The sequence below is a fragment of the Trinickia mobilis genome (genome assembly GCF_017315705.1).
Classification (GTDB): domain Bacteria; phylum Pseudomonadota; class Gammaproteobacteria; order Burkholderiales; family Burkholderiaceae; genus Trinickia_A; species Trinickia_A mobilis.
The window spans coordinates 294,267-307,122 of record NZ_JAFLRF010000004.1 but is presented as its reverse complement, the minus strand read 5'-3'; the positions used below and the strand labels follow the sequence as shown (position 1 = coordinate 307,122).

The following is a 12,856-nucleotide window of genomic DNA, read 5'->3' as shown; positions in this document are numbered from 1 at the left end:
TACTCTGGTCCCATGCAGAGCGCTGGTGTCGCGCGTTCGAATAGGCAGCTGGCGGATGCGGCAATCGCAACGGCGGTTCAAGTCCGACGCCCGACGCCCGACGCCCGAAGTCCGAAGCCCGATAGCGCCGCAATCAATACGGCTGCGGCTGCGCACGTACGCGCACACGGCTCCTAAGCGCCGCTTCGATCGGTTTCTTTAACGCAAGCACGCGTTTCTCAAGCAAATGCCAGGACAGGTGCGCGAGCAGGAACGAGAGCTGAAATTGCAGGACGACGGGCAGTGCATGCTGGATCGCGATCGGCATATGCAGCCGCGCATAGAGTGCGGGCGCCTCGCCTAGCTTCGTCGGGATCAGGTTGTGAAAGAGATAGAACCCGTAGCTGATCTTGCCGAGGTAGTCGAGAGACGGCGTTTCCAGTGCGGTGACGAGCGCGCTGTCCTGCCGGTTGACGACGTAGAGAAACATCCCGCACAGCGACACGGAAAGGCCGAGATCGATCCATCCGAGCGCGACGGGGCCCAACGCGGGCGCCCAAAGCGGCTGCGAGAGGCAGACGCATGTTCCGGCGAGCGCGGTCAGCAGCCACGATGTGCGGCGCGCATAGACGCCGACTCGAACGGCCACGCGCGGATCGGCACCCGCCATTCCGCACATCCCGCCTAGCGTGAGCAGCGCGAAATTCCACGGCGAAAACGCGTAGATCAACGGCCGGCTTGCGCCGCTCGCGTAAAGCGCAAGATGCAGCACCGCGCAGATCAGGACGATCGCCGCGCCCATCCGCAAGTGCCGCGACGCGCGCGTGAGGACGAGCACGAAAGGCACGACAAGATAGAACTGCTGCTCGATCGCGAGGCTCCAGAAGTGCGAAACGGTTCCGGGCCATTTACCGATGACCACGCCAATCCAGAAGTTCGACAGAAACACGAAGTGCCACGCGAGGCCAAGATCGACGCCGCGCTGATAGAAGAGCCGGTGGGCGATCGTCAGCGCGATCAGCAGCAAGTAGTAGACCGGAAAGATGCGCAGCGCGCGCTTGACGAAGAACACGGCAAGCGCGGTGCGCCAATGCTGGGTGCCGTGCTCGATGCCGGCGCGGTTGCGGTGCAGCTCGCCGACGATCAGGAACCCGCTGATAAAGAAGAAGATCCAGACGCCGAGCTTGCCCACGTCGATGGCCTCGAAGTGCGCCTTGTGCGACAGGAAGACCAAAATGACCGCCAGCGCTCTGAGACCGTTCAAGCCCTTCACATGCTTCGTACTGTTTTCCATGGCCGTTCCAGAGTACGAATGACGCGGAAGTATAGGCAGGCAATTATTCGCGATTAATTCTGGGGACTTCTCTAAACACGACAATCGTCTTTCGCGGCCGCAATCAATATTGGCGATTTGAAAGATCACTTCGGGTTACATCGGGTTCGGGCGAGGGCGGCGAGCGTAGTTTTTTCGTAACGACCAAGCGCGGGACTGTAATGTGGCTGACAGCAGGCGCGGGTATGCTTCGGGCGCCTTCATCCGAGCCCGACGAACGGATTCACCCCTACGGCGATGACACGAGACTCCGAACACGCCAGCGGCGCGCTGCAAGCGGCGCAGCCGCTCGACGCGCTGGTCCGCGCGCTCGACGCCGCGCCGCAAGACGCCGCGTTGCATCGCTCGATGGCTGACGCACGGCGAACGCAAGGCGACGCGCTTGGCGCGCTGGCGCATTGGATTGCCGCGCAAACACTCGATGCTTATGCCGCCGGATCGCCCGATGCGTCGGTCAGCGAGTTGTGTACCGTCGCCACGGGGTACTTCATGAAGGGCGATAGCGAGGCGGCCATACGCTGGTACGGCCTCGTCCTCGCCATCGATCGGAATGTCGCCGTCGCTTACCAGAACCTCGCAGCCATTCACGCGAGCGAGGGCCGCGCGGCCGAGGCCGGGGCCTGCCGGGCAAGAGCCTACGAAATTCAGCGCGTGTTCGTCGAGCGTGCCGGCGAGCCGGTTCGCGATGTGCTGATACTTTGCACGGGCGCGGGAACCGGCAACGTGCCGTTCGACGCGCTGCTGCCGGGCGCGACGTGCGGCCGGATCAAATACGCAATCGACTACGCGCGCGACGACGAAGACGCGCATCTGCCGCCGTACGACCTTGTATTCAACGCGATCGGCGACCCCGATGCTGCCGCGCCGCTTGCGCAAAGGCTCAAGCGCTTTGCGGCGCGCTGCCAGCGCGCGCTGCTCAACCCGCCCGCGGCGATCGAGCGGACGTTTCGCGATCGGTTGCCCGCCTTGCTGAGCGAGCTCGAAGGCGTGGCCGCGGCGACGGCAGCCTGCATTCGATTGGAAACGCCGCCGCCCTCGCGCGATGCGCTCGTCGAACGGCTGGCCGCCGGCGGGCTCGCGTTGCCGGTATTGGCTCGTCCCGCCGCGACGCACGGCGGCGAAGGCCTCGCGCGCTGCGACTCGCTCGACGCGCTCGAAGCGAAGCTGAAGACGCTCGACGGCGCGCACTATCTGAGCGCGTTCTCCGACGTGCGCTCGCCAGACGGTCACTACCGCAAGTACCGGATGATCTTCGTCGACCGCGAGCCTTACCCCTGCCATCTCGCGATTTCACCGCACTGGATGGTGCATTACTTCTCTGCCGAGATGGAACAGCACGCCTGGAAGCTCGACGAAGAGCGGCGCTTTCTCGACGACCCGCGTGCCGCGCTCGGCGACGGCCCGGTGGATGCGGTCGCCGCGATCGCCCGCCGGATCGACCTCGACTATGGCGGCATCGACTTCACGGTGCTGCCCGACGGACGCGTCTTCGTCTTCGAAGCGAACGCGACGATGCTTGCGCACTTCGAGCGCAGCAACGGCGTGCTGGCGCACAAGAATCGGCACGTGCAGCGTATCGTCGACGCCTTCGAGCGATTGCTGGCGCGTCGAACGGGCACTGGGGGCGGCGCGTGAACGAGCAAAAGAACTTCTCAGGCGGCCTCGGCGCACTGCCGCTTGCGGTATTGCGCCAAACGCGCGACGCGATCGAGGTGTTGCCCGAGACGGGGTTGTCCGTGCTCGGCATGAGTCACCGTTCCTCGTGGTTCCGCGCCGTGCTGGACGAAGCCGAACAGAACCTGCGCACGCTGCTCGGCATTCCGCGCCACTATCACGTGCTGTTCATGCAGGGCGGCAGCAGCCTGCAGTTTTCGATGCTGCCGATGAATTTTCTGCGCGGCACGAAGCAGCGCGCCGAATACATCGTCTCCGGTTACTGGAGCGCCAAGGCGCCGCCGGAAGCGCGTCACGAAGGGCAGGTGGGGATCGTCTGGGACGGCTATGACGGTGGCTACACGCGCTTGCCTCATGCAGGCGAATTGCCGTTGTCGCGCAACGCCGCGTATCTGCACTACGTGTCGAACGAAACGGTCGAGGGCCTGGAATTTACCGACGTGCCCGGTCTGCCCGATGTGCCGCTCGTGTGCGACATGTCGTCGAATCTGCTCGCGGGGCCGGTCGATGTCGAGCGCTACGCGCTGATCTACGCGCACGCGCAAAAGAACCTCGGGCCGTCCGGCGTCACGGTCGTCATTCTGCGCGACGATTTCGCGCGGCGTGCGCGCGGATCGCTGCCGACGATGCTCAAGTTCGGGCGACGTGCGCGCCGATCGTTGCCGACGATGCTCGATTACCGCACGCACATCGACTCGCGCTCGCTCTACAACACGCCGCCCGTGTTCGCGATCTACGTGCTGATGCTCGTGACGCGCTGGCTGCGCGACGAGATCGGCGGCGTGGCGGCCATGGCCGAAACCAATGGCGCGAAGGCGCGAGCGGTGTACGGCGCGCTTGACGCCTATCCCGGCTTTTATCGCGTGCACGCGGCGCGGCCGAATCGCTCGACGATGAACGTCGCTTTCCGATTGCCCGATGCGGTGACCGAGGCGCTTTTCCTCGATGCGGCGAAGCGCGACGGCTTTCACGGCCTCGAAGGGCATCGCTCGATCGGCGGTTTGCGCGCGTCGCTGTACAACGCGGTGACGCCGGAAGCGGCCGCTTCGCTTGCGCAATGGCTGACCGGCTTCGCACAGCGATACGGCTGATCGGCATTCGCACGCGCGTCAATCGCGAGCGGCATAGATTCAAAATGCGCGTCTAAAGTCGCATTGAAAATACCGCTTCGCTATTTTCAAAGTGGTCTACTCCAATTCACAAATTGGACATGATCGCTTTCTATCCTTAAGCGCCAATCCGTAAGGCGCCTTTCCAATTCTTGCGGCGCCAGCGCTTATCTCGCGTGTGGAGTCAGATCGTGCACATCAGGTCCCCATGGCCGCGGGCCGAGCTGCGCAAACCTTTGTCGATCTTGCGTGGCCGGAGCCTTGACGCTTCGATTTGCAATTTGCCTGGCGCAACGGCAAGCCGGTTCGCTTGCGTTTGCGCAGCCGCCTTCGCGTGCATGGCCGTAGCCGCTTGCAGCAACGACGACGGCGCAAGCGTGCAAAACCGGCAGAACGCTGCCGAACGCACGCCGCTGTTGCCCGGCGCATCTGTTGCGGGCGTGCGCGCGGACTCGCAACACGCTCTGCCTCTTGCGCAAGGATTCGATACGCCGCAGCCAGGCGCTGCTGTCGGCGCATCGGCTCCGCGTCCGCTTCTGCCGCCGGTATTCCACACGGCGGATTGAATTAGACGCAGCCAGGTTTCATTCGTTTTTCCGCTGTCCGCTTTTTCGCAGTTTGCTTGTCACCCAAAAGGCTGTATTCACCGACGCGTATCGCCCGCTCGCGTGCCGTCTTATTCCATCCTTATCTAAAAGAAACGAATATGACTTCGAATAGCCGACGTGACTTTCTGCGCGCCGCCGCTCAAGCGGCCGGCGCTGCAGCGGCGATGGGTGCGTTGCCCGCAGGCATCCGCAACGCACTCGCCATTCCCGCCGACAATGCGACCAAAAGCATCGAGGACGTGCAGCACATCGTCATCCTGATGCAGGAGAACCGCTCGTTCGACCACTACTTCGGCACGCTGCGAGGCGTGCGCGGATATGGCGACAAGCGCGCGATCACGCTGCCTGGCGGCAAGCCGGTCTGGTATCAGCCGCTCGCGGGCGACGCGGGCTACGTGCTGCCGTTCCGCCCGATCTCGGCCTGCAGTTCATTCAAGACCTGCCGCACGACTGGAACACGACGCACTCGGCCTGGAACAGCGGCAACTACGATCAATGGGTGCCGGCGAAAGGCACGACGACGATGGCCTACCTGACGCGTCAGGACATCCCGTTCCACTACCAGCTCGCCGACGCGTTCACGATTTGCGACGCGTACCACTGCTCGGGCATGACGCCGACCGATCCGAACCGCTACTACATGTGGACCGGCTGGGTCGGCAACGACGGCAGCGGCGGCGGCCCGGTGATCGACAACGCGGAAGCGGGCTATGGGTGGTCGACGTTTCCGGAAGTGCTCCAGCAAGCGGGTATTTCGTGGAAGATCTATCAGGACATCGGCACGGGGCTCAACGCGGCCGGTTCGTGGGGCTGGACGAGCGACGCGTACATCGGCAACTACGGCGACAACTCGCTCCTCTACTTCAATCAGTACCGCAACGCGCAGCCGGGCAACCCGCTCTTTGACAACGCGCGCACGGGCACCAACGTCGCGGTGAGCGGCGGCTATTTCGACATCCTCAAGCAAGACGTGCAGGACAACACACTGCCGCAGGTTTCGTGGATCGTCGCGCCGGAAGCGTATTCGGAACACCCGAACTGGCCGGCGAACTACGGCGCGTGGTACGTCGATCAAGTGCTGCAGATCCTGACGTCGAATCCCGAAGTGTGGAGCAAGACGGTGCTGCTCGTCACCTACGACGAAAACGACGGTTTCTTCGATCACGTCGCGCCGCCGTATGCGCCCTGGTCGAGCGCGGCGGGCTTGTCGACGGTCGACACGAACAACGAATACTTCGCCGGCAACTCGACGTATTCGGCAGGCCCCTATGGCCTCGGACCGCGCGTGCCGATGCTCGTGGTGTCGCCGTGGTCCAAGGGCGGCTGGGTGTGCTCGGAAACGTTCGACCACACCTCGATCATCCGCTTCATCGAGCGCCGCTTCGGCCGCCATCACACGCTTTCCGAGTCGAACATCACCGCTTGGCGCCGTGCGGTGTGCGGCGACCTCACGCGCGCGTTCGACTTCGCGAACCCGAACGCCGCGTTCCCGGCGCTGCCGAGCACGAGCGGCTACGTGCCGCCCGATCAGCAGCGTCATCCGGACTACGTGCCGATTCCGCCGCTCGTCCAGGCGATTCCGCAACAAGAGCCTGGCGTGCGTCCGGCGCGTGCGTTGCCGTACGAGTTGTTCGTGCGCGGCCTGCCGCAGCCGAACCAAGGCAAGTTCAATATCGAGTTCGTCAACTCGGGTCAGGCGGGCGCGGCGTTGTCGGTCTACGCGGCGCACAGCACGGGCGCGCCGCGCGCCTACACCGTCGAAGCGGGCGAGCGTCTCAAGGATCAGCTTTCGCTGAACGCGGACGGCAGCTACGGCTTCTCGGTGCACGGCCCGAACGGCTTCTTCCGCCGGCTCGCAGGCAAGGCGGCGGTGACGCACTGGTGGAGCGGCACGGACGCGGCGATTCCGGATGTAGCGGAAGGGTATGACGTCGCCAACGGCAATATCCAGTTGACGCTCAAGAACGTGGGCAACGCGGCGTGCCAATTCACGATCTTCAACGCGTATGACCGCAACAATCCAATCCGCAGATCGGTGGCGGGCGGCGACAGCGTCGATCTCTATGTCGATCTGCGCGCGCAGTACGGCTGGTACGACCTGCGCGTGACGGTCGACACGGACGCATCGTTCGAGCGTTGGCTGGCCGGTCACGTCGAAACGGGCAGCAGCAGCATGAGCGATCCGGCGCTGGGTCGATCTTGATGTCGCATTGCGGCCGTTGATGTAAAGCCGAAGGCAAAAGAAAACGGCTCGAAGCGAGCCGTTTTCTTTTCAGCTCTTTCTAGACGTTTGCGCGACAAATGGCGTGGGCACGTGTTGAACCTGCTCGCTTCCGCACTTGGGGCAAGGCGGATGGGCCTTCTCGTGCTCGGCGAGGTGTTCGATATGCTCGAATGTCTCGCCGCACTTTTCGCAACGATATTGATAAGTCGGCATGGCAGTCCTCCGGCGCGAGTCCTGCACGTGCTTGCCGAATAGCTGTGCGAGCGGTGTGCGGCACTCTAACGACTCATTGTAGTGCAGGAAAATGACCCGATCGGACGGCGTCTAGTGCTTAGGGGTTGCCGTGCGGCGCGTCTTCCGCGACACGCAGTGCGGCGTTGGCCGCAACGAGCAGCATCGCGTCGTGTTCTCGCAGGGACGTATCCACGGCGTTCAACGCCTTTTCAAGTTCGTGGCGTCCCTCATCGGTCGAATTGCCGTTGTCGAAAACGCAGCGGGCTTCCTTTCTTAACCGTTTAATGAGCTTCGCAGCGCAACGGCTGTCGAGTGTGCCGTTATGAACGAATGCACTGATTTGCAGCGTCAACGCGGCTAGCGTGGCCTCGGTGGTTTGATTGAGATTGTCCGATTCGTCAGACGACGGCCGATTGCTCATCGAGCTTCTCCAGTGCGCGTTCGTTTGAAACAAACGCAGGATTAACGCCGCGGCGCTCACGGCTCCACGGACGTGCTTTGGATAGAGCGGTCTATTCTAGTGGACGGCGTTGTCTTTTGCGACCCGCGTGAAGGGCTTTACTTCATCACGCTCTCGGCCTGCACTTCTGCCATCTCGTCTTCAAGTGCGCGCACGCCGTGCGCGCACGACACCATCCCCGGCTGCAGCAGCAATGCGACCAGTCCGCTCCAGCCGGTCTGATGCGAAGCGCCGACGCCGCGCCCGTTGTCGCCGTGAAAGTATTCGTGAAAAAGCACGAGGTCGTCGCAGCGCGGGTCCGCTTGCAACTTCGGATACGCGCCCATGACGGGGCGTTTGCCGTCCTTCCCCTTCAAAAATAGCGTCGTGATGCGGCCTGCGAGGAAGAACGCGATTTCGCGCAGCGAATACTTTTCGCCGGACCCGGTCGGATACTCGACGCGAAAATCGTCGCCGTAGTAGCGATGGAATTCGAACAGCGATTCGATCAGCAGAAAGTTCACCGGCATCCAGATGGGCCCGCGCCAGTTCGAGTTGCCGCCGAACACGTGCGAATCGGATTCGGCGGGCAAGTACTTCACGAAGAAGCTGTCGCCGTTGTGCCGGAACGTGAACGGAGTGTCGCAATGCGTTCGCGAGAGCGCGCGCACGCCGAACGGCGAGAGGAATTCGCTTTCGTCGAGCATGCGCCGCAACAGGCACTTCATCCGGTGACCGCGCAACAGCGACAGCAGCGCGCTGTTGCCGGCGCCCGCTTCGTGCCAGCGCGAAACGAGCCGCGCCAGATCGGGGCGATGTTCGAGGAACCACAGGAGACGGTCGCGCAAGCCGGGCAGGCTGCCGTGCCTGCGCTGCTCGAGCACGCGCACCGCGAATAGCGGAATCAGCCCGACGATCGAGCGCATTCGGAGCGGCACGTTGCTGCCGTCGGGCAGGCGCAGCTTGTCGTAGTAGAACCCGTCGTCGTCGTCCCACAGGCCCGTGTCGCAGCCGTCGTTGCAGCCGACCGCTTCGGCGATATACAAGAAGTGCTCGAAGAACTTCACCGCCATATCGACGAACACGGCGTTTTCGATCGCGAGTTCGAGCGCGATCTGCATGAGGTCGAGCGCATAGGCGGCGACCCATGCGGTGCCGTCGGCCTGATCGATGCGGCCGCCGGTCGGCAGCGGTGCGGAGCGGTCGAAGATGCCGACGTTGTCGAGCCCGAGAAAGCCGCCCTGGAAGATATTGTGTCCGGCGGCGTCTTTGCGGTTGACCCACCATGAGAAGTTCAACAGCAGCTTGTGGAAGATGCGCTCGAGAAACACGCGGTCGCCGCGGCCCGTGAGCGCCTTGTCCATTTCGTAGACGCGCCACGTGGCCCACGCGTGGACCGGCGGGTTCGCGTCGGAAAACGCCCATTCGTACGCGGGCAATTGACCGTTGGGGTGCTGGTAGCGGTCCTTGATCAGCAAGATCAGTTGTTGCTTCGCGAACTCGGGGTCGATCATGGCGAACGCGACCGCGTGAAACGCGAGGTCCCACGACGCGTACCACGGGTATTCCCATTTGTCCGGCATCGAGACGATGTCGCAATTCGACAGATGCCGCCAGTCCGCGTTGCGCGCGTTGCGGCGTCCGCGCGGCGGCTTCGGCTGCGCAGGGTCGCCGTCGAGCCAGCGCGTCACGTCGAACTGGTAGTACTGTTTGCTCCATAGCATCCCGGCAAGCGCCTGGCGCTGGACGAGCCGGGCGTCGGCATCGTCGAGGTCTTCTTGCAGCGCGGCGTAGAACTCGTCGGCTTCCGAGCGGCGCATCGCGATGACCGCGTTCGCGTCGGCATGCGCCGAGCGTTCGGCCGAATCGGCGCGTACGCGCAGATGCACGACGCGCTTTTCGCCCGCGGCGAGCTTGAGGTGCACGCGAGCCGCCGCGCGCGTGCCGTGGTCGCGCCGGATCGCGCGCGTGTCGCCGGCGACGACGTAGTCGTTGAAGCCGTCCTTGAACGGCCCCGCGCCCTCGTTGCCGAACAGGCGCCGCACATTCGTGTCGTTTTCGCAGAAGAGCCATTCGACCGGCACGTCGGCGCTCGCCGTCACGATGAGCGGTTCGTGGCCGGCGTGGCGCGCGACCACGCAGGTCTTGCCGTCGACGGCCTCGAGCGTCAGCGACGGCTTCGGCTGATCGGGCCACCACGACCACAGATTGCGCGCCCAGATCTGCGGCAGCACGTCGAGTTCGGCGGGCTCGCCGGCGCGATTCTCCACGGTCACGCGCATCACGATATCGTTGGGGTCGCCCTTTGCGTATTCGATAAGAACGTCGAAATATCGGTTGGAGTCGAATACGCCGGTGTCGAGGATTTCGTATTCGGGCTGGCCGGCGCCGCGCCGGGCGTTTGCTTCGACGAGGTCCGAGTAGGGAAACGCGGCATGCGGGTATTTGTAGAGCATCCGCATGTAGGAATGCGTCGGCGTGCCGTCGAGATAGAAATACAGTTCCTTCACGTCCTCGCCGTGGTTGCCTTCGGCATTGGTCAGGCCGAACAGGCGCTCCTTGAGGATCGAATCGCGTCCGTTCCATAGCGCGACGCTCATGCACCAGTTGAGCTTTTCGTCGCCGAAGCCGCCGATGCCGTCTTCGCCCCAGCGGTACGCGCGGCTGCGTGCGTGATCGTGCGGAAAGTAATCCCACGCGGTGCCGTTCGCGCTGTAATCCTCGCGCACGGTGCCCCACTGGCGTTCGCTCAGGTAAGGCCCCCACCGGCGCCAGCGGGCAATATCGGGCCCATGGAGGCGGCGGCCTTCGACAGTGTCGAGGAGCTTGGAGCGGCGCGGACTGAGCATGGGGACTTCCCCGAACGAGGAGCGACGAGCGGAAGAGGCCAATTTAGCGCATTCGGGGCGTGATGTCTTAGGTGCCCGCCCCACCCGGCACTTACGCGCCGCGCGCCGCGCCGGGGCCGCCGCTCGGCTGCACCGACGCCAGCAGTGATTCGATCCGCAGCAATTCGCCGAGCGACCAGGCTTGGAACGGCGTGCCGCGCGGCGTGTGCGGCGCGTCGCCGTCGGCGATTTCGCAGATGTGGCCGAGCCCGTCGCAACGCAGATGATCGATAAGCGGCGCGAGGAAGCGGCGCCGCGCTTCGGCGCGCGTATGGGGCGAGTTGCCGCGCACCTGCAGCCAGGCCTCGACGAACGGCCCGAGCAGCCAGGGCCAGACCGTGCCTTGGTGATAAGCCGAGTCGCGCTGCCGCGCGTCGCCCGTGTAAGTGCCCGCATAGTTCGGATCGGAGGGCGCAAGCGTGCGCAGCCCGAGCGGCGTGAGCAGATGTGTTTCGACCTGCTCGACGATATGACGCGCGGTCTCGTCTTTGACGAGCGTAAACGGCAGGCCGCCGGCGGCGAAGATCTGGTTCGGACGGATGCTTGCGTCGACGCGGCCCGGCACGTGGTCCGCATCGACGACGTCGTAGAGCGCGCCGGTTTCGGGATTGATGAAGCGCGCGTGAAAAGCGCGGCTCGCGCGTTCTTCGAGGCTTTGCCACTGCGCGGTCCAGCCGAGCGAGATCCGCAGTGCGTTGATCCACAGCGCCTGCACTTCGACCGGTTTGCCGATGCGCGGCGTCACGACCCAGCCGTCCACTTTCGCGTCCATCCACGTCAACTGGACACCGGGCACACCCGCGCGAACGAGGCCGTCGGTATCGGCGCCGATCGCGTAGCGGGTGCCCTGCGCGTAGCCGTCGAGCACCGTATCGACCGCGTTGCGCAACGCCGTGCGGGTGGCGTGGCTCGCGTGGTCGGTGCGCAGGTAGTCGTGCACCGCGACGGCGAACCACAACGATGCATCGACAGAGTTGTATTCCGGCTCGTTGCCGTCGTCGGGGAAGCGGTTCGGCAGCATGCCCTGCGAAACCGTGCGCGACCAGTCGAGCAGGATCGCTTCGGCGTCGGCATAGCGGCGCGTGCCGAGCGCGAGACCGCGCATCGCGATGAACGTGTCGCGGCCCCAATCGGTGAACCACGGGTAGCCGGCGACGAGCGTCTGGCCCGTGCCGCGCGCGACGAAATACGCGTCCGCGGACAAGCGCGTGCGCGAGCGGAACGCGGCGCGCCGCGCGTGCTCGGCGCGCGCGAGTTCGGCGGCGCGGGTGTCGGCGTCATCGGCGAGTTCGCCGTTGGAGCGCAGGATGACGACGGCGTCGCGCGCGCCGATGTCGAACGAAAACACGCCCGGGCTCGCGAGATCCTCGCTGTAGTCGAGACCGCGCTCGCGTTCGCGGACGTACAGGAAGTTCCGGTACCAGTCCGGCGCGTGCAGATAGGCGCCGTTCGTCAGCGCGGCGATGGCAGGCAAATCGCCGTATGGACGCCACGCGATGTTGCTCCCCGACTCGCCGCCTGCCTCGCGATACGCGAAGCTGAACGCCGCGTTTTCGTGGTGCAGTGCATGATGGTCGCGCCCGGATAAGAGCAATCGCACCTTCAGTCGAAGCGGCCCCGCCATGTCGTGCGCGCCTTCGAGGCGCCAGCGCAGCACCGTTTCGCCGTAGCCTTTTGCGACGAACAACTCGTAGACGAGCGTCGCCGCGTCGTCGATGCGGAACCGCCAGATGGGCCACGGCGCGACATCGAAGGCGATCAGGCGCGACGCGAGATCGGGGTGGACGAGGTCGGGAAGATAGCGCTGCGTCGCTAGCGGAACGTGACCGTCAGCCGTTTCGAGCCACGCTTCGAGGCCGTTGACGAGCACCACGCGGCCGGTCGGCGGATGCGTCGCGGCAAGCAATAGCGCGTGATAGCGGCGCGTGCGCTCGCCGCCGGCGGTGCCCGACGCAAAGCCGCCGAAGCCGTCCGGCTCGAGCCATTCGGCGTCGGCGTCGAACCGCTCGGCGAGGAAAGCCGACGCGCCGCCGGTGTCTCGCGAGGTGCTGCTGCCGTCGTCCGGCAGGTGTTCCGAAGAGATCGTTCGTGTCATGTCGGAGCCTCTTGCGCTGCTCGAAAACGCGCATTGCACGCATCAACGCATCGTATCCGTTCGCCGTAAAAACGGTTCGGCGACTCGGGAAAACACGGTGCTCGCGCATCGCCGGACTCACTTTGAGCGCTGAAACAAGGCTCAAAATGCATCGGACAGTCTGCGCCGCGCAACACATCGCGCGATAAAGCAGCGGGAAAAACACAAAAGAGATGCACGAAACGTTGTAGCGCTTGTAGAATCCGCCGTTGAAGCGCGCGCATATCGCGCGCG

General features: G+C 64.5%; 8 protein-coding genes and 1 pseudogene. 4 read left to right on the top strand and 5 right to left on the bottom strand.

Annotation, left to right across the window (positions count from 1 at the left end):
* Positions 1–133 precede the first annotated feature (133 nt).
* Complete coding sequence (locus J3489_RS08125) at positions 134–1,273, bottom strand: acyltransferase family protein (protein ID WP_206997184.1); 1,140 nt, start codon at positions 1,271–1,273, stop codon at positions 134–136.
* Positions 1,274–1,549: 276 nt separating this feature from the next.
* On the opposite strand from J3489_RS08125, the gene J3489_RS08120 reads away from it, so the two are divergent.
* The 4 genes and pseudogenes from J3489_RS08120 to J3489_RS08105 all read left to right on the top strand — a co-directional run bounded on the left by J3489_RS08120 (position 1,550) and on the right by J3489_RS08105 (position 6,906).
* Complete coding sequence (locus J3489_RS08120) at positions 1,550–2,947, top strand: ATP-grasp domain-containing protein (protein WP_206997183.1); 1,398 nt, start codon at positions 1,550–1,552, stop codon at positions 2,945–2,947.
* Positions 2,944–4,077 carry a 3-phosphoserine/phosphohydroxythreonine transaminase gene (serC, locus tag J3489_RS08115; RefSeq protein ID WP_206997182.1) on the top strand — a complete coding sequence of 378 codons (1,134 nt, stop codon included), beginning with the start codon at positions 2,944–2,946 and terminating at the stop codon, positions 4,075–4,077. The genes J3489_RS08120 and serC overlap by 4 nt, the downstream gene beginning before the upstream one ends.
* Before the next feature lie 356 nt (positions 4,078–4,433).
* A complete protein-coding gene (locus J3489_RS08110; protein WP_206997181.1) occupies positions 4,434–4,661 on the top strand; it encodes a hypothetical protein in 228 nt (75 codons plus the stop codon).
* Between the two features lie 140 nt (positions 4,662–4,801).
* Positions 4,802–6,906, top strand: a pseudogene (locus J3489_RS08105) (phosphocholine-specific phospholipase C).
* A gap of 69 nt (positions 6,907–6,975) precedes the next feature.
* On the opposite strand, the gene J3489_RS08100 reads toward J3489_RS08105, so the two are convergent.
* The 4 genes from J3489_RS08100 to J3489_RS08085 all read right to left on the bottom strand — a co-directional run bounded on the left by J3489_RS08100 (position 6,976) and on the right by J3489_RS08085 (position 12,583).
* Complete coding sequence (locus tag J3489_RS08100; RefSeq protein ID WP_137335269.1) at positions 6,976–7,140, bottom strand: FmdB family zinc ribbon protein; 165 nt, start codon at positions 7,138–7,140, stop codon at positions 6,976–6,978.
* Between the two features lie 118 nt (positions 7,141–7,258).
* Complete coding sequence (locus J3489_RS08095; RefSeq protein WP_206997180.1) at positions 7,259–7,582, bottom strand: hypothetical protein; 324 nt, start codon at positions 7,580–7,582, stop codon at positions 7,259–7,261.
* Positions 7,583–7,719: 137 nt separating this feature from the next.
* Positions 7,720–10,449: an MGH1-like glycoside hydrolase domain-containing protein gene (locus tag J3489_RS08090; protein WP_242539869.1), complete on the bottom strand. Its 2,730-nt coding sequence runs from the start codon at positions 10,447–10,449 to the stop codon at positions 7,720–7,722.
* Between the two features lie 91 nt (positions 10,450–10,540).
* Positions 10,541–12,583, bottom strand: a complete 2,043-nt coding sequence (locus tag J3489_RS08085) for an amylo-alpha-1,6-glucosidase (RefSeq protein WP_206997179.1) — start codon at positions 12,581–12,583, stop codon at positions 10,541–10,543.
* Between the last annotated feature and the right edge of the window lie 273 nt (positions 12,584–12,856).

Bases quoted from the DNA above. Each gene is read 5' to 3' on its own strand.
- J3489_RS08125 (WP_206997184.1), bottom strand. From the start codon at position 1,273: ATGGAAAACAGTACGAAGCATGTGAAGGGCTTGAACGGTCTCAGAGCG.
- J3489_RS08120 (WP_206997183.1), top strand. From the start codon at position 1,550: ATGACACGAGACTCCGAACACGCCAGCGGCGCGCTGCAAGCGGCGCAG.
- J3489_RS08110 (WP_206997181.1), top strand. From the start codon at position 4,434: ATGGCCGTAGCCGCTTGCAGCAACGACGACGGCGCAAGCGTGCAAAAC.
- J3489_RS08100 (WP_137335269.1), bottom strand. From the start codon at position 7,140: ATGCCGACTTATCAATATCGTTGCGAAAAGTGCGGCGAGACATTCGAG.
- J3489_RS08095 (WP_206997180.1), bottom strand. From the start codon at position 7,582: ATGAGCAATCGGCCGTCGTCTGACGAATCGGACAATCTCAATCAAACC.
- J3489_RS08090 (WP_242539869.1), bottom strand. From the start codon at position 10,449: ATGCTCAGTCCGCGCCGCTCCAAGCTCCTCGACACTGTCGAAGGCCGC.
- J3489_RS08085 (WP_206997179.1), bottom strand. From the start codon at position 12,583: ATGACACGAACGATCTCTTCGGAACACCTGCCGGACGACGGCAGCAGC.